Annotated in this window: 16 protein-coding genes and 2 pseudogenes; 4 read left to right on the top strand and 14 right to left on the bottom strand. The window is 47.3% G+C overall.

The window, feature by feature from the left end:
- Nucleotides 1-84 precede the first annotated feature (84 nt).
- From AC3WT9_RS30140 to AC3WT9_RS30125, 4 genes are read right to left on the bottom strand one after another with little or no spacing between them, the layout of a single operon-like run.
- On the bottom strand, nucleotides 85-1020 hold the full coding sequence (locus tag AC3WT9_RS30140) for an aminoglycoside phosphotransferase family protein (protein WP_341378109.1): 936 nt from the start codon (nucleotides 1018-1020) through the stop codon (nucleotides 85-87).
- A 12-nt stretch (nucleotides 1021-1032) separates the two neighbouring features.
- On the bottom strand, nucleotides 1033-1500 hold the full coding sequence (locus AC3WT9_RS30135) for a GNAT family N-acetyltransferase (protein ID WP_341091667.1): 468 nt from the start codon (nucleotides 1498-1500) through the stop codon (nucleotides 1033-1035).
- 19 nt (nucleotides 1501-1519) lie between these two features.
- Nucleotides 1520-4399 carry an excinuclease ABC subunit UvrA gene (uvrA, locus tag AC3WT9_RS30130; protein WP_341378108.1) on the bottom strand — a complete coding sequence of 960 codons (2880 nt, stop codon included), beginning with the start codon at nucleotides 4397-4399 and terminating at the stop codon, nucleotides 1520-1522.
- Between the two features lie 20 nt (nucleotides 4400-4419).
- Nucleotides 4420-5334: a nucleotidyltransferase gene (locus AC3WT9_RS30125; protein WP_341378107.1), complete on the bottom strand. Its 915-nt coding sequence runs from the start codon at nucleotides 5332-5334 to the stop codon at nucleotides 4420-4422.
- A 123-nt stretch (nucleotides 5335-5457) separates the two neighbouring features.
- Between AC3WT9_RS30125 and AC3WT9_RS30120 the strand changes: the two genes are divergently transcribed.
- Complete coding sequence (locus AC3WT9_RS30120; RefSeq protein ID WP_341378106.1) at nucleotides 5458-6348, top strand: AraC family transcriptional regulator; 891 nt, start codon at nucleotides 5458-5460, stop codon at nucleotides 6346-6348.
- A gap of 103 nt (nucleotides 6349-6451) precedes the next feature.
- Here AC3WT9_RS30120 and AC3WT9_RS30115 read toward each other — a convergent pair whose 3' ends face one another.
- Nucleotides 6452-7345, bottom strand: a complete 894-nt coding sequence (locus tag AC3WT9_RS30115) for a GNAT family N-acetyltransferase (RefSeq protein WP_492408539.1) — start codon at nucleotides 7343-7345, stop codon at nucleotides 6452-6454.
- Nucleotides 7346-7448: 103 nt separating this feature from the next.
- A complete protein-coding gene (locus AC3WT9_RS30110; protein ID WP_038589298.1) occupies nucleotides 7449-7790 on the bottom strand; it encodes a winged helix-turn-helix transcriptional regulator in 342 nt (113 codons plus the stop codon).
- Nucleotides 7791-7895: 105 nt separating this feature from the next.
- On the opposite strand from AC3WT9_RS30110, the gene AC3WT9_RS30105 reads away from it, so the two are divergent.
- A complete protein-coding gene (locus AC3WT9_RS30105; protein WP_341091661.1) occupies nucleotides 7896-8276 on the top strand; it encodes a RidA family protein in 381 nt (126 codons plus the stop codon).
- A 170-nt stretch (nucleotides 8277-8446) separates the two neighbouring features.
- On the opposite strand, the pseudogene AC3WT9_RS30100 reads toward AC3WT9_RS30105, so the two are convergent.
- The 7 genes and pseudogenes from AC3WT9_RS30100 to AC3WT9_RS30070 all read right to left on the bottom strand — a co-directional run bounded on the left by AC3WT9_RS30100 (nucleotide 8447) and on the right by AC3WT9_RS30070 (nucleotide 14551).
- Nucleotides 8447-9635: pseudogene (locus AC3WT9_RS30100) on the bottom strand (transposase).
- Between the two features lie 199 nt (nucleotides 9636-9834).
- The gene (locus tag AC3WT9_RS30095; protein WP_341091659.1) at nucleotides 9835-10602 is read right to left on the bottom strand and encodes a hypothetical protein; all 768 of its coding nucleotides are present in this window, start codon (nucleotides 10600-10602) and stop codon (nucleotides 9835-9837) included.
- 356 nt (nucleotides 10603-10958) lie between these two features.
- A pseudogene (locus tag AC3WT9_RS30090) lies at nucleotides 10959-11369 on the bottom strand (transposase); the annotation flags it as partial.
- 268 nt (nucleotides 11370-11637) lie between these two features.
- Nucleotides 11638-11904: a CD3324 family protein gene (locus tag AC3WT9_RS30085; protein ID WP_341091658.1), complete on the bottom strand. Its 267-nt coding sequence runs from the start codon at nucleotides 11902-11904 to the stop codon at nucleotides 11638-11640.
- A gap of 386 nt (nucleotides 11905-12290) precedes the next feature.
- Nucleotides 12291-13592: a DUF1963 domain-containing protein gene (locus AC3WT9_RS30080; RefSeq protein WP_341091657.1), complete on the bottom strand. Its 1302-nt coding sequence runs from the start codon at nucleotides 13590-13592 to the stop codon at nucleotides 12291-12293.
- Between the two features lie 37 nt (nucleotides 13593-13629).
- Nucleotides 13630-14037: an iron chaperone gene (locus AC3WT9_RS30075; protein WP_341091656.1), complete on the bottom strand. Its 408-nt coding sequence runs from the start codon at nucleotides 14035-14037 to the stop codon at nucleotides 13630-13632.
- Nucleotides 14038-14083: 46 nt separating this feature from the next.
- Entirely contained in the window at nucleotides 14084-14551 is a 468-nt protein-coding gene (locus AC3WT9_RS30070; protein ID WP_341091654.1) for a DUF1801 domain-containing protein, read from the bottom strand.
- 214 nt (nucleotides 14552-14765) lie between these two features.
- Here AC3WT9_RS30070 and AC3WT9_RS30065 point away from each other — a divergent pair, with 214 nt between their 5' ends.
- Both AC3WT9_RS30065 and AC3WT9_RS30060 read left to right on the top strand, forming a co-directional pair.
- Nucleotides 14766-15749 (top strand): glycosyltransferase family 8 protein, encoded by a 984-nt coding sequence (locus tag AC3WT9_RS30065; protein ID WP_341091653.1) that lies wholly within the window; start codon nucleotides 14766-14768, stop codon nucleotides 15747-15749.
- A 106-nt stretch (nucleotides 15750-15855) separates the two neighbouring features.
- On the top strand, nucleotides 15856-16251 hold the full coding sequence (locus tag AC3WT9_RS30060; RefSeq protein WP_492408535.1) for a hypothetical protein: 396 nt from the start codon (nucleotides 15856-15858) through the stop codon (nucleotides 16249-16251).
- A 41-nt stretch (nucleotides 16252-16292) separates the two neighbouring features.
- On the opposite strand, the gene AC3WT9_RS30055 is transcribed toward AC3WT9_RS30060, so the two are convergent.
- The gene (locus tag AC3WT9_RS30055; protein ID WP_492408533.1) at nucleotides 16293-17324 is read right to left on the bottom strand and encodes an aminoglycoside phosphotransferase family protein; all 1032 of its coding nucleotides are present in this window, start codon (nucleotides 17322-17324) and stop codon (nucleotides 16293-16295) included.
- Nucleotides 17325-17384: the final 60 nt, after the last annotated feature.

The raw sequence follows: 17384 nt of genomic DNA, 5'->3' as shown, positions 1-17384 counted from the left end.
AGGAAACTCGAAAAATGTAAAATAATGAACTGGCAGGAAGATTACTGTGAATAAGCGAAAGTATCCTACCCTCGTTAAAAGTCATCATTTATCATCATTAGCTTTCAGCAAGGACGCCAGAAGTTTCCTCCCGTTTGCTATAGCCTTAGGCATGTTATTTTGAGTACCCCAATAGAGATCTCCCAAAGCCAGCTTGATGCAGCAAATTCGAATATGGATCTGCTTTTGAGTCAGTATCTCATCTCCGTAGCCTTCAAAAAACGCAACCTTGGCCCGTTCATCCTTAATAAAATATTTCTCAAACAGTACCGAAAAATGGTCAATATCTACGCCCCATAACATGTTCTCGAAATCAATCAGTCCGGTGAAAATTCCGTTAGAATCTACCAGCCAGTTGCCCGGGGTTGAATCCCAGCTTATAGGGACAGGCTTGCTGCCTTCAAAAACACCGGCATTCTGTAGAGCCCACTCCAGCAGTTCAAGCTCAGCAGGCTGAAGAAGGTTTAGTTCCATACATTTGCCGGCCATATCCTCAAGCGTGCTGCGGATATAGACAACAGGATCCGCATGATGATATAGCTCAATGGGATTTCCGTCTTTATCCGGACGGCCAAACCAATCACCGGTCTGTGAATCATGCAGCTGCCTGGTCAATTGCCCTGCTTTATTGTAAGCAGTGTATCGCTCAGCCGGCTTCAGGTTTGCCTCTCTCATAGTGACTCCATCGAGTGCGGAGATTAAGATAGCTTGCCAACCCACTCCCTCAAAAGCTGCAATTAGCTCCGGCACATAAGGCTTTAAAGCATTCACCCAGTGGTTGTAGGCATACACTTCGGGATGCCATCTTTGAATACGGCTATGAGTCTTCAGGTAATAACATGTCTGATCTTGGGCCGCTTGAATCTTCCACACTCCTGTTCTTGAGCTGCCTTGTCTGTGATCTGAGAGAACTGTAAATGATCCAATACGCGCTTCTACAACAGCAGACAATTCATATGGATAAATCTGTGGCTGATTCAATGTTATCCCCCTTTATGATGGTGATCTGCGAAGGACAAATTTCTGATGGGGATAATCAAATTCCTCTATCAGCTCATCCTCAACAAATCCAAATTTCTTATATAACGGACGCGGTGCTGCCCCCAGCGGATCATTTGCTCTAAACGTAGTTACGGAAAGCTCTGTATCCTCCGGAAACAAAGATAACATTTGATCGATCATTGCTGTGGCGATTCCTTGTCTGCGGTGATCCGGGTGTACGGCCATGCAGGAAAGACATTTGGCATTATAGGAGAAGAGCATCAGCCCGGTAACCTCGCCAGCATAGACCGCGCAGATAGCCGTCCGCCTGTTAATGTTCTTAATTACGGTCTGTTTATAGCCCTCCAGCAATTCTTCGCTGTGGAGACCCGGAAAATTACTGCGGACAGCTTCAATCATTGACATCCATGAATCAACATCCTGCATTTCCGCAAATTTCACTTTGTATTGTCCGTTCATTACTTTCGCTCCTTCACTCCTACTTCCGTAGTTCAAGCACACTGCGCAGGTATCTTCCAGTATGGGAAGCCTCCACTTGTGCCACCTGCTCTGGAGTTCCCTCCGCAACAACATATCCGCCCTCATTGCCGCCTTCCGGTCCCATATCAATGATATAGTCTGCCGATTTCATCACATCCAGATGATGTTCAATGACGATGACAGAATGCCCGCTGTCCATCAGCTTGTTCAGGGCAAGCAGCAGCTTCTGTATATCCGCCAGATGCAATCCCGTTGTAGGCTCATCTAGAATATACAGGTTGTGGGCGCCTTTCTTGATCTTGCCCAATTCGTAAGCCAGCTTCACTCTTTGCGCTTCTCCGCCGGACAAGGTGGTTGAACTTTGGCCAAGGGTCATATATCCCAGTCCCAGCTCATTCATAATCCCCAGTTTATGCTTAAGATACTTATGCTCCTCGAAGAAAATACTGGCTTCTTCCACGGTCATTTGCAGAACATCGGCTATGCTTTTATCCCGGATCTTGATTTCAAGCCCTTCTTCAGAGAACCGGTTGCCTTTGCACACCGGGCAGATGGATTCAATGTCAGCCATAAACTGCAGGCTTGTGACGATAATCCCGTCGCCCGCACAGTGTTCGCATCGTGTCCCGTTTGCATGGGTAAGGCTGAAGTCGATTGGCTGATACCCGCGCGCTACGGCAACAGGCTGCATGGCGAACAGGTCACGGATTTTATCGTATATCCCGATATAAGTGGCCGGATTGGATTTGCTGTTTCTCCCGATAGGTGTCTGATCAATATTGATCACATGGTTTAGCAGCTCCGAACCGAACAGATAATCATGCTCCCCGGCGACAATCCGTGCACCCGTTTTATCTATTCTCAGCTGCTTGGACAGAATCTCGTTGATCAGCGAGCTTTTCCCAGAGCCGGATACCCCGGTCACGCAGATAAAAACACCCAGCGGAATGTCCAGGTCCACATTCTTGAGATTATTCTCCCGGGCTCCCTGAATGGATAAGAAGTGATCTCCCAGATTCCGCCGCTGCTTGGGAATAGGGATGCTTGCGCTTCCGGATAAGTATTGGCCCGTAACCGACTCCGGCTCGTCCATAATATCCTTCATCGTTCCGCTCGCAACAATCTCCCCGCCATGAATACCGGGCCCTGGACCAATTTCGATGATATGGTCGGCAGACTGTATCGTATCCAGATCATGTTCAACCACTATGATCGTATTGCCGATATCGCACAGCTTTCTCATCGTATCAATCACCTTGCTCGAATCGCGCGGGTGAAGTCCGATGCTCGGCTCATCCATAATATAGAGCATGCCCATCAGCTCACTGCTGATCTGCGTCGACATTTTGATCCGCTGCATTTCGCCTCCGGACATACTATCGCTTCTTCTGCCCAGGTTGATGTAATAAAGCCCGATTTCGATCAGCAGGGAGATTCTCGTATGCAGCTCGCGGATAATGGTCTCCCCTACATCCCGTACCTCTTCCTCAAAGGTCAAGCCATCCAGAAATCCCAGCAGCTCATGCAGCTGCATGCGGCTAAGCTGGTCAAAATTCCGGTCCCCGACCGTAATCTGTAGCCGTTGTTTCTTCAGCCTCGCTCCACCGCATGCCGGGCATATTCGCTCGATCATGCACTCCTTGATAAAGGTCGGTTCAAACGCCTCCGAGGTGGATGACTTGCGGATGTATTGCTTGTACCAATGTTCCATCTCATGCACAAATCCCGCAAACGGCCGGTCCCGGCCGGTAATCCAGTTCTTCTTTTGGGAGGCAGGCGGGTGCAGCATGGGGACGAGTTCGCCTTTGCTGCCGAAGAAGAGCAGCTCGTGAACCGATGTAGGAAGTTCATGGAATGGTGTATCCAGGCTGAACCCATATTTTTGGGACAAGCTGTACATCATCACCGAGCGGTAGCTGTCTTTGCCCGATGTGTTGAACACCGTGCTCTTCAGCGCTCCTTTATTAATGCTTTTCTCCGGCGCAACCACCAGAAAACGCGGCTCCACGACATAGGACATGCCCACACCCATGCAGGTATGGCAGGCGCTTGCCGGTGTATTGAAGGAGAAATGGAACGGCTGCATATCGCAGAGGAAAAAATGATGCTCCCGGCAGCCAAAATGGTCATAGAACCCGTCGTCCACTCCCCCGATCACTTCTACCTTGATCAATATATCCTCATCCAGCGCCAGCATCGCCGCCTCAATGGTCTTGGTCAGTTGTATGTAGGTGTCATGCTTTAAAGTGAACCGGTCAATAACCATTTCGATCTTGTAGATTGCAGATTCATCCAGCTCAATTTCTTCCGACAATGACACCGGAGCCCCATCAATAAGCAAATGCTTGAAGCCTTTGGTCCGCAGCTGCTGGAAAGTATAGCTGTAGTCTTCCCCGTAGATCTTGTATACTGGGGCCCGAAGCTCAACGACCGTGCCTTTAGGCAGCGCCGAGATATGTTCGGCGATCTGGGCTGCAGACAGCTGCTTGAGCGGATGGCTGCATTCCGGACAATGCCCGGTACCCGCTGTCGCAAACAACAGCCGCAAATAATCATTGGTATCCGTCACAGTCCCTACGGTAGAGCGGGGATTATTGTTGCCCTTTTTCTGCTCTATGGCAATAACCGGGGACAACCCCCGCACAGAATCAACCTTGGCTTTCTTCACCTGGCTGATCCTGCTTTTGGCAAAATTCGAGATTGAATCGAGAAATCTCCGCTGTCCCTCCCCATAGATGACATCAAACGCAAGGGAGGATTTGCCCGAGCCGGATACCCCGGTGATGACCGTTAACTTGTCCCGCGGGATCTCTACGGAGATATTCTTGAGATTGTTCTGCTTGGCCCCCGATATTTCAATTGTCGTGCGTACGGACATATGACAATTCCCCCTTCTCTTTATGGAATATACAAGAAACCAATTTCCTCGACGGCCGGTTTGCTCTTGGAGGTGATGCGGATCGTTTGTGACACCTTCTCGATGACACCCTTCTCGGCCATATACTCCAGGATGTTGATCAGGAAATGACTTTGCATATGAAAATGCTTCGCCAGCAAGGTTACGGTCTTCATCTCCTGATCTGCCATAAATTCAATGACCGGGCGCTTAATCATGTCGAGATGACGGTCCAGGACTTGTCCTATTGTGTCTATGGCGTTCTGAATTTCATCCTCACTTAAGCGCCGGGACATCGGGTTCTGGTAAAAGGGGGCCATACGTTCCGGACTGTGTTCGAGGATCTTAAGGACCGACTCCCGGATCGGCGGCTCACCTTGTGAGCACAGCTCCATATTGGCGATCAGATTGCCTGCCTTAAGCAAAAAATACTGGGCATACAGCAGATCTTTGCGCACCGTCAGCCATTTTTGACATTTGTAGTACACATCAATCAACTCACAGGCATTCCAAAGCAGGGACAACGCAATATCATAGCTTCCCAGCTGCTTGAATTCTTCGAAGTAATCATAAAGACTATCATCAGAAGTATAGATCATTCGCCCCTTCGCAAAAAAAGACTGCGGCATCGACCCGCCGATCATTCGTTCAAAACCCCGCTTGAAGGTACTTCGCTCAAACAGCTGGACGTTTATCGTAATTCCATCCTCCACGAGGCAATACGCGTTCTGTTGCAGGGTTTGGTCGCGGACGACCAGGCCCATGTCGATATCGCTTTTCTCCCAGACTGAATCATAAGCGAGACTTCCGCACACAATGACGGCAATAACGTTCGGATCTTCCCTGACCCTGTCAACAAAGCTTTCCGTCGCAGCCAGATAGCGGTCTTTTAACTCCAGCAGTACTCTATCATCCATATCCAATTAATCCTCCACCGCTCCCTATGATTGAAATCGCTTGCCGATTCTGGAGCTTGTGGTAAAATTATACTTCACGTTTTTCATGAAAACCGGACAGAAATTGCTGGAAGGGAGACCCAAATGGATCATTATTTACTGGAAACTATCAACCAGACAACGGAATATATTGAAGAGCATCTGCTGGAAACGCTCTGTCTTGATGATATCTCCGGGCATGTCAATGTCTCCAAATTCCACCTGCTGCGCATCTGGAAAGGGGCTACAGCCACTGGCTTAATGGAGTATGTGCGCAGAAGGCGGATTGCCCTGTCGCTTGGCGATCTGCTGAATCAGCGGAGCAGCATTGAATATATTTCCGCCAAATACGGCTTCAGCTGTGAACGGACCTACAACAGGGCCTTTAAGGAAGAGTATCATGTCACTCCGGCCAAATGGCGCAGATCGCCTTCCCCGCTGAATATCCTGGACCGGTTCAATGCCGACTTTATGAGCCGCGCCGGAGATGGCCTCGTTTTTTTTCGCTCCATCTCGGTATTGCCCCCTTTTTCAATAGCAGGACCCACCTATACTATTCATGCAGAGGACAACCGGCTGTCCCAGGCTGCGGCCTGTTATGGTGTCGAATTCTTCACGCTTTCCCGTTCCAGGATTATGAATCCGGTAGAGAAGGATGTCTATATCGGCTTCACTTCCATTCCCGAGCCCTTTACCGTGTCTATGACCTACCAGCCCTCCCTGCAAATCAACCACAGCAGCATCATCCCGCCTGACCTGAATATCAAACATATTAAACCGCATAAATACGGTGTGTTTACCTATATCGGGCTGCATCGGCCTGAGGAGATTACGCCGCACTCTCTGAGTGAAATCTGGGAATACATCACCTCAACCTGGATGCCGACTGTACCTTTTCAATTAGAGGAGAAGTTCAGCTTTGAATATATTAATTACGCCAAGGGCAACAAGCATTATTGCGAGTGTGATCTGTATTTTCCGATATCGGGATTATGAATTAGAGTCGCCTCAAAATAGTACATACAACAAACCAAGCCCCAGTACCTCAGAGCTTGGTTATTTTGCGCGCTATAAAGGGATTTACGTTCAACATAGAATACTATATTTCTTTCTTCCACACGGTCAGCTCCACGTCCAGCTCAAAACCGATGTGCTGATAAAAAGGCTGCATGGGACCCGTATATGCCTTGACCATCCCCATTGCCCGCAGCCGGTTTAGCGCTTCATAAATAATCGTTCGCCCCAGCCCATGCAACCTGTAATCCCTATGAGTACCCACCGGTTCAAGTATGCCCATCTTGTTCTCCTCATCCAGAAAAGCATTGCAGAAAGACACGACCTCCCCTTGCCCATTAACAAGTGACAGATCAAGCTCAGGCCGATAACCGGGAGCTTCGGCAATCCCTCCATAATATTGAAGCATCTGCTCCGCATATGGAGTTCCCGGATAATTAAACGCCATAATATGCCCCTGCGCCTTAGCCCTATTAGAGACATCCGCTCCAGAGCAAAGAGTGAACCCCGATGGAATCTCCACAGGAAAAATCCGGTCCAGTGCGATAGAAACGAAATTATCGCTTTCGTTCGGAAGAAGCTCATATCCGCGACTTAGCGCCATCTTTTCCAGCTGTGGCATAAAGGCCGGAACAGCCAGTTTGCAATAACCGGCTGTTCCCTGGCGGGACCTCTCTTCAATGAATTCGAACATTTCCATGAGCAGGCTTTCCTGCGGCTGTTCTGTATCTAGCTGGAAATAGAAATCGCCATCCTTGCAGGCTACCGCAACCAGATTACCGTCCTCTTCTTCCCATAACGCTATATTCTGCTCCCATTCGGGAAGCCACCCTGCATTCTTTTGCAGGAAAAAAATCTCGAATTCAAAGCGTGCAATCAGCCAACTATTCGGCCGCCCAAGATTGCTATAAACATGTGAAAGAAATTGGCGTACTTTCAGCATATCTTCCGAAGTATAGGCTCTGAATCGTACTGTCATCGTTAACCAGCCCCTTAATCTCTGTATGACCTTATTGTAAGGAAACTGCAGGCTGAGATGATATACCGAGATTACTTATTAAAAGTTGTACACCATGACTCATCTAATTATTTTGGTGTATCGTCCCCCACTCACATAAACCTTCCAAAACAGGCAATAACGTTTCGGCTTTATCTGTCAGACTGTACTCGACTTTAGGGGGAACTTGTGGATACTCTTTCCGTATCACCATACCGTCAGCTTCCAGTTCTTTCAGCTGTGAACTCAATGTTTTATACGTAATAGCTCCTATCTGTCTTTTCAGATCATTAAAGCGAACCGGTTGATTTTCTGCCAGCAGGTACATAATCACCATCTTCCATTTACCGCCAATAACGGACAAGGTGTAACCAAAAGGTGTATCTTGAATATTCTTAACCTTACCTTTATATTCAGCCATACTCATATTTACACTATCCTTTCTGGTAGTACCTATCAAAAAAGTGCGTACTATATTTTTATTTACGTTCACTTTATACTGACCTTACTTTGAAGTAAAGGAGAGAAAAAAATGGCTAATGTCAAAACCTACAATCACGATCTTTGGGATCACGGCATCACGCAGGGATACAGCGTAAACGGCACCATCTACATTTCGGGACAATTTTCGCACGATACGGAGGGCGCGTTTGTGGGCGAGGGCGATATCGAGGTACAGACCCGGCAGACGCTGGAGAATCTTGATCGCGTGCTGGCGGGATTTGGTGTCACGAGGTCGAACCTCGCTTATGTGGAGGTTTATCTGACAAACGCGCAAGACTTTGAGACATGCCTCAAACTGTTCAAGGAATACATGGGAGATCACCGGCCAGCCGGCAGTCTCATCGGTGTGACCTTCCTGGCGTACCCTGAGCAACGGATCGAAATCAGTGCGGTCGCACACACTGACTAACTCCATCATCATACCTTGAAATCCAGCGCCTTACGATGTCGCAAAACTACGATGCTCGCGGCTCTTCATAAAGTTAAAAGGGGCTGTCCCAAAAGTAGATATTCTACTGACGAGTCAGATTCTCAAATTTCTCAAAAGCTTCAAATGTTAAAAAAGCAGCGATCCTCCCGTTATTGGAGAATCGCTGCTTTCTGTTTTTGGTCCATTGCAGCTTGCTTCAATAGATTATGGGCGAGCGAAAGCCAACCGACTTCTAGCGTCACTTTCTCCATGCCGCGAAGCAGAAATCGCCGGAACCCCCGGTTGTTCTTCAGTTGTCCAAATACACTTTCCGGCTCCGTCATTCGGCGTACCGCTAAGGCATAGCCCTCTTCACTCCGCAACCGTTCCCGCGCTTGGTTCTGGTATCGCAGCCGTTCCAGGCTGACGACCACCTCCCGATTTCCTGCCGCTTTCGTGCAACGCTCCTTTAGGGGGCGACCTTCACAGGAGCTGCTTCGGTAATGACGTCTATGAATTTCATAGCCGCTCTCTAAGGTCTCCTTGCTTCCCCTGTGGAAATGCAGCATGTTCCCGGCTGGGCACGTCCAGTGATCCTCGGCTGTGTTGTATGTCCAGTTCTCGATTTTACCAATGTTTGCTTTCCAGGCTTTACTCTTTTCCTTATGGTAGCTACCGTACTTCACCACCGCCTGAATCTCTTTCTTTTCCAGATAGGCGTAGTTTTCTTCACTGCCGTAGCCTGCATCCGCATAAACGTTGCATCTGGATCTGTCTTGCTGAAACTGTTCCGGTCACCAAGCAGCTTTTGATATTGTTCGTACTTCAGCAGTCGAGGAAGCAAATCCTTACGCAACATCCGAACCGCTTTTTTCAGTGTTATGTTTACTAACGGCTTTCCCCCAAACAAAGGTGTAGCGATTGGCATTGGCCTCGATCTTGGTACCATCCACAAAGAAATGCTCCAGAGACACGTATTTTTCGTCAGCCAGAAACTGAAGCACGGCTGTAAATACCGTTTCAAGGATATTCCTCATTCGCTGGGAACGGAAGCGATTCAGCGTGCGAAAGTTGGGGCGTTGCCGTCCGGCCAGCCACATGAAAGGGAGGTTCTCTCGCACGGCCTTAGCGATTTGACGAAACGAAATAGATTCGCTGAGTATAGGCGTAAATAATGACTTTAGTAAGCATCTTAGGATGATAGCTGTCGCGGCCGCCGCCGGGATAGGCAGCGTCAAAAATGGCGTCGTCCAGTCGATTGACGGCGGCATTCACGACACGAACAAGGTGACTTTCTGGAATATCTTCTTCCAGATCCATTGGCAAGCAAAGTTGGTCCATGGTATATTGAATGTACAAAAGAAACCTCTCCTTTGAAATGGTTGTGTGGTAACTCCATTTTACCAAAGGACGGTTTCTTTTTGTGATTTTAGAAAGATTTGAAGAAACTTTTTCCGCTTAAACAACGGTCCGTTCGCGGAGCGTCCACCCAAGGGCTCACGTTGATCCTACTCCAAAATAAGGGGAAGAGCATTAAGTTCACGGATATATTTCTGTATTAATAGCGGTTTACTGTGTAGTTGTTCCCGTAATTATTATCCCAATACGTTTGTCCATTTGCGGTGTAGGAGATAGCGTACTGAATTTGCGTAACACTTGGGTCAATATTATTAAAGCTGAAATCCCAGATTTCTACGCTGCCATCGGAGTTCGCCGGTATGGAGTAGCTGGCGTATCCTTCCCTGGTTGTATTCCAGTTATCGGTTGTATATTTGATTTTAACCTCTTTGCTGTAGACTGAATTTTTGACATATACACTTCCCGAGAAGGTGTTCTCATATAAATCATCGTAAGCGCGAAAAACGTTCGGTTTACCAAGAATGGTTGAACTTTGATTAAAACGGCTGACGGAATAGTTTTGTCCGTTGTTATTGTCCCAATACGTTTGTCCATTGACTTCATACTTAATTGCAAATTGAATCGTTTGGGCATTTGTGAGCTGTGGATTATTATTGCTCATGTTATCGGTGGAAACCATAAAACCCCATTTTTCATGCGTGGAGTCCGTTGGGCCTTCATAGGAGGCGTTCGTATCATACCACTGACCGTCTCCAGGAGCATAGTGAATAGTTACAGTTTTTTGGTTGCCCAGGTTGTTTACTTCGATATTGCCGCTGAATCCAACGTATCCATACTTGTAAAGATATAGATTGGCTGAAGTCAGTTGAACAGGCTGGTCACTGGCAAAGACAGATTGTGCAAACGTTAGCACAAAAACAGCTGCCAAAACCAAAATCGATAAACTATTCTTCATCTTCTTGAACATTTTACGACATCTCCTATTTTTTGGTATGAAATTCAAGGTGAGTATACCATAAAATATACCAATAATAAACATATTTTATGTTAATTTTTGATGAAATGGATATGATTAGTTTTCATGGAAAACCCGTAACGGCAAGCGTTTGCACATTTGTGTAATCTTTTGAACATAAGAATATCTCTGGAGCACAGCGGACGGAGGCTATTCCTGGACAGAGCTTCATCCCTAATGACCAGCGGGCGAAGCGGAGGCAATGGGAGAAATGTAGAAGGGGCTGTCCCAAAAGTAGATTTCTTTGACTGTGATAGCTTTCTTCATTCTTAAAACCACAAAAATTGAGCAAAGCAGCGATTCTCCCGTTACTGGAGAATCGCTGCTTTGCGTTTTTGGTCATTGGCTGCTTGCTTTAATAGATTATGGGCAAGGGAAAGCCAACCGACCTCGAGTTTCACTTTCTCCGTCCCACGAAGTAGGAAGCGCCGGAATCCCCGGTTGTTCTTCAGATGGCCAAATACACTTTCCGGTTCCGTCATCCGGCGCGCGGCCAAGGCGTAACCTTCTTCACTCCGTAGAATCTCCCGAGCCTGACTCTGGTACCGCAGTCGTTCCAAACTGACGACCACTTCTCGATTTCCTTCGGCTTTCGTACATCATTCCTTCAGTGGGCAGCCCTCGCAGCTCTGGCTACGGTAATGACGTTTTCGGATTTCATATCCACTCTCTAACGTTTCCTTGCTTTTTTTGCGGAAATGCAGCGTTTGTCCGGCGGCGATTTCTTTTTTGTGAATTTAGAAGGATTACAGAAACTTTTTCCTTTAAAAGCAGCGGAGAGGACGGAACGATTGTGGAAAAGCGGCAGCGGTCGTCTTGGTCTCCGGATTTTCACCGCTAAGGGGAATGTAAAAAATCTGGAGACCACAGCGATTGGAACAACGGTCCGTTCGCGGAGCGACCACCCAAGTGCTCACGTTGATCCTACTTAAAAACAAGGGGCTATCCCAAGCAGCCATTACATCACTTTTGGGACAGCCCCCAATGTTATCTCTTCGAATATACGATTTTCTTAATACTCTCTACCGACAACCCGAACTGGTCTGACAATTGATCGATGGTCACACCCTCGCGGAAACTCTGGCGGATCTTTTCATTACGGGCAATATAATAGTTTGCCGCACCAGAATTCTCGCCCCATTTTCTCCGCTCGGTTGAACGGGTTGGAATATAGATCAATTCCCCCTGAATATACCGCTGGATCTCCTGGAGTAGTCGATCCGGGAACACATCTGTCGCTCTTATATAATCCATAATTGGCTCGCTCCTTAAAATAGAATAGATATTCTAAGGGCAAAGCCTGCTTTAATAAACACAACTTTTAAGTTACTACAGGCGAAATTATTCCTTCGCTCCATGCCAAGCTTCGCCTTGTTTATTCCGCAGGCTTTGCATGGAGCTTGTTGAGTACGAAATCAATAATCTGGTACAAGGTTTACACCCCCTAATCAGCGCCTTATGTCACCAAGCAGAGTTACAAATCATGGTATTCACAAATCTTACTGTAAAATATAAATTCAAACAAGGCAATCACTAAAATTAAACCTTCCGGGAGCTCTGAAGGAATACAAAAATCACCCCCACATCCGAAGATGTTCAGCTCCAGAGAATAAGGGTCCTTCTCCAGTGACGTTAATATACTAGGATTGCTGATATACGGTAGCTGTAATCTTATCTTTCGGACAAATAAACATATAATAGATGCCCTCTCCGTAAGGGCCAAGCTGTGACCAATCCAACTGGGCTATAAATATCATATTTTCAGAGCAGCAGGGACAGGCCGGATATTCTGCATCCTGAATCCAGGTCGGGTGTCCGCCAACCTGCGAGGCTGCGGGTTCCAGTGTCCACTCCACGGCATGATAGGCATTTCGCGGTTGGGCAGCGAGATGCAGGCGTGGTGCAGCGGCTAAATACTCGTCATTATCGTCGGCTAGATTAAGCTCCGGCAATGGTTGCGGTGCTTGATTGTATAGGCTCCAGCGGGGTTCTCCTTGAACTCCAGTTTCCATATAAATCACACTGTAACTGCCGCAGGACAGGCATGTATCCACCTTAAGCCACTCATCTTCCAGAGCCAAATCACGAATCGACGGGTGATTCTTCCGCAGCTCCATCAGCCGCATTAACCCGCCGCCGCACCACGGGCATTCCTCCGGGGCCGCTCCCAGAAACCGCGCCGCTTCTTTTGCAGCAAGTTCAGCATCCAGCGGTTCCGCTGCCCGTTCAATTGCAAATCCGGTGTGAGAAAACAAATCCCGCCGCACTCCGGCTTCTGTAAGCTTCCAGCCGGCTTCAAGTGAGTATTGATCAGGTGAAACAAAAAGCTCTTTCGCCCACTGGGGCGGATGCTGCCGCCACTGCTGAAACTGCTGAACAATCCGTCCGTCTCCTATCCAGGCTAAGGCCAGCAGCAGATGATTGCGGTTCTCACTATCCTGTTCCACCTGTTCCAGCAGCTGATCCCGGACCTCCGCTGAAGCATCTTTATACAGAATCCCCGGGTAATACAGCTCATGGCCGATGAGCTCAGGGATACAGTCCGTAAGCCGCACGTTGTTGTAACAGAGCAGCGACAAAAGAATATCCACGCTGGTCTCCTCGTCACCGGCAATGAGCAGCTCTAATGCATATACCTTCATCCTCTCCGCATCCTCACCCGACAAGGAAGAATACACCTGCTCGCGGTTTAAGGGATAGGGCAGATAGCGGATCAAAGGGTCGTAGGCTCGTTTTGCATGCATAATCTTAAGCACTTCCACCGGATCAGTGATTCCTTTATATAGATCCACATCCCTGCGGTGCTGTTCAATATACGCCTGGCGTTTGCGGCGTTCCTGTTCCTGATAACACGGCATGCAGAATCCGCCCGTTTTGTGGGCAGTAGCCGGTAAAATGGTTGCCGCACAGTCTTCGCTTTGGCAGGGAATCCGTTCCGTCACTATATTTCACCTCACTCACTTACAGGTTCACCCTGAATTATTTCTCCTGCTTCTGCTCTTCCTTCTTCTTTTTCGCTTTGTCCTCTGCATGTTGAAGATTCTCAGCCACTCTAAATTCAACGATCCGTCTGATCAAATCATAGGGCATCGGCTTATCTAAAGGGAATTGAACGGAACCTTTGGCTCCCTTGTATTCCGCCAGCTCCTCTTTGAAGGCTTCAATCCCGCTCGGTGCCGGATACAATCCAATATGTTTCTTAAATGCCGCAAAATGGACCAGATTGCCATGCAGCTCGAAAGTAGGCATCTGATAACTTATCTTTTCTTTCGCCTCAGGGGCCGATTCTTGAATGACCTTTCTCAACGTTTGGAGGATCTCCTGAACTTCAGGAGCAGATCTTGAAATATAATCATCCACAGATTCATAAGTAATTTTGTTGTCCATAACGTTTCTCTCCTTTAGCCTGCCAGCGGGGAATCCGCAGCATAAATTATTTTTTTCTGATCTTTTCTGTTTCCCGCTCGTAGATTTCAATGTACTCCTGCACCGCAATCTTGCGGCTCAGTTCGGCAATAAGCCCGTATGGAATGTTGTTTGTTTTTTTGAACCGGATACATGATTTGCCCATATCAAGCTTTGTCTGGACATGCTTCGGATACTCCCCGCGGAACCACACCAGCAGCTCAGGGTGCATATACAGTCCCATATGATACAGTGCGATAAAATTCTTTTGTGAGGCTATGCTTATAAACGGAAGAGGCTGTTCAGCATTCACGTGATAACCCGGCGCATACAAGTGATGTGGAACAACATAAGTAATCATGCCATAGGACATCGTTTCCTCGAAGCCGCTTGGAAGATTCCCCTTGATTGTGCTCCGTAGCTGCTTAATGGCTTCCTGACGATCTTCCGGCAGTTGGCTGATGTAGTCTTCCGGACTTTCCGACTCGTATTTCATGCTGACCCTCCTCGAAGAAAACACTTTAATTTATCTCAATATTAAATTGAATCCGGAAACTAGACAAGTTTACGTCAACGTCGCCTGCTTCCTTCCATCCAGCAGACCGTTTGAAAATGGGTGAATGGAGTAGGCATATCGCCTGATCCATGTATCCATGGCAAACGTATACTATGGTACATTCACACAATAAAGTTGAGAAAGGAATTAGCGTATGATCGAACTTGCGTTAGCTTTTCAGGATCAGGATGGACACTATGCCGAGCATGCCGGAGTTGTTTTAGCCTCGGTTTTCCACAATACCGCTTCCCGTGTTAATGTTCATATTTTGCATGATCAGACTTTAACGGAAGAGAACAAGTCAAAGCTCATGAGACTAACAAGCCGATATAAACACACCATTACCTTCTATCCCATTACTCTTCCTGAAAACATGCTTCAGGTAATGGAAAATGTAGGCTCGATTAATGTATGGACACAGGCATGTATGTACCGCTTGCTTCTTCCCGCACTTATCCCGGTTGAAAAAATCATCTATCTGGACTGCGATGTGCTGGTCAATATGGACCTTGAAGAGCTGTGGCGAATTGATCTGGGACAGTATTATTTAGGCGCAGTTTGGGATCAGGGCATTATGGAAGTTGCACATGTTATCAATTCCAAAGGTTTGGTTCCCGAGCGTTATTTCAATTCCGGAGTGGTTCTGTTTGCCCTGAATACTATCCGCTGCCACCAGGAATGGTACGAAGAAACACTGCACTTTTTGCGCAGTTTCCCGGATTCCACGATGCCTGATCAGGATGCATTGAATGCAGTTTTCGGGGGGAATTACCTTCAGTTGGATCGGCGCTTCAATTTCTTCAACCAGTCTATACCCAATCATGACTTCCATAATAAAATTATCCATTTTACCGGAGCGGAAAAGTTCTGGGATCAAAACTCTCCGGGGGCAGGTCTGCATCATAAATACCTCAGCCTGACGCCGTGGAGAAAATTCAGAACATATTTGAAACGGAGAAAGCGGAAAGTCACCCACCTTAAACTTCGTTACAAAAAAAGCAGAAGACTTCATTTGAAAGTGAAAAGGTCGAAGACTCTCCGCCTCTCCTTAACCGAACTAAGCATCATTAGACAGCTCAGAAGCCGTAGAGCGAATCTTCTCAAAGCCAAGAGAAAAAGCCGTTATACTAGACATTAGCTTGGAGCAAACAGCCATTTGATATGGCTGTTTGCTTTTGGACTATATAAACTAACCGGGCGTAAAATATGGAGAACTGTAAAGAAAGTAAAAAGGAGCTAACACGATGGAGGATTCTTACATACAGGCAGCGGCAAAACTTAGCACTCTCTTGTTCATGATCATTGCTTTGATCCAATTGCTGCTGACGTTCGGTATGCCCTGGGGTGAAATCACAATGGGCGGGAGAAATAAAGGCAAATTGCCTGGAAAGCTGCGTTTGTTCAGTCTGCTGTTCGGTTTTCATTCTCTTGTTCTTTTCAGCAGTTTTACTGCAACACGCCGGAGTCCTTGCCTCAGGATTCAGCTTTCCACATCTATTTTTATCTGGATCATTGCTGTTTATTTGGGCCTGAATACGTTCGCCAACCTTTTCTCCAAGAGTCCAAAAGAAAAATGGATCATGACCCCTTTAGCCGGGATCGCCTTCTTGTCCGTGTTAACAGTGGCCATTTACAGGTAAGCACCGGTCAACAAATTCACCTATCTTACCGAAAGGCAGGATCAACTCTCCATTTCCTCCAGCCATTTAATGCAGACCGGTATAAAATCAGCATAATCCGCCATAGCTTGTATTGTCGGTATGACTTGACTCGTTCCCAGCTCTTGTTCCGCAGCGTCTGTGCTTTCCTCTCCTAGCGATCGTTTGATGCTATAGCTGAGCCAGTCGAGCTTCCCTTGAAATCCGCAATTCAGCACGTCATGCCAGTTATCGCCGATCTTGCCTCCATGCTTGCGGTATGTGTTTATCATTGTACGGAAAACGTCTTTGTTAACATTCCCCAGCTTATAGCCCGACCAATACAAAGCTACTTCGATCAGCTCCTGCATGGGGTTAACCGCCCCGGCTGCTTCCCAGTCAATGATAACCGGAACATGATTGTTATCCCACAACACATTTTTCGGATCTAAATCTCTGTGGCTGATCACCTTGTTATTCATCAAAGCAGCCCCTGCTGCGTTCGCCTGCTGCTCCCATAGTTGCAGTTTACTCAAGTATTCTGTCAGCATGGACGACCATTCCAAGTGAGCTTGCTCTCCCTTGAGGGCGTAACTCTGCCAATCCACGGTTGACGGTATAAAATCTTCCTTGGCTGAATTAGCCTCATCTGTAAGTTGAGAGAAATCTATGCGATGTATGCCTGCGAGAATTCCGGAAATTTTCTCACAGGCATCCATATCAATGGTCCCGGAGGATAGCGGCTTTCCGTCCACCCAAGGAAACAGCAGCACATATTGACCCTCTACTTCATGCATAAAGTTCCCCTTCGATACGAGAGCCGGAAGAGCGTTTATTCCTTGCTCACGGGCCAGAGTTGCCACCTTTTCCGCAAAAACATAGTTCTCCATCGCTGTGCTCCGCTTCATAATTTGCGGATTCAGCACTTTAACAGCATATTCAGCCCGGTCCGTAGTTAAGCGGTACATTTTATGAAGGAACCCGCCGAAAATTTGTTCCGGCTGTGTTGTTAATTGCCCTAAATCGTAAGCTGCACACAGCTTGTTGAAATCGAATTGCTGATGCAAAGTTTCCATAGTCTATAATCCTTCCACATAATCAAATTGGCCCGGCCTTCGGCCTCATTCTAATCTAGC

It is taken from the genome of Paenibacillus sp. EB106-06-01-XG199 (assembly GCF_058791575.1).
The sequence above is the reverse complement of the archived record's forward strand: the minus strand, read 5'-3'. Positions and strand labels throughout refer to the sequence as shown.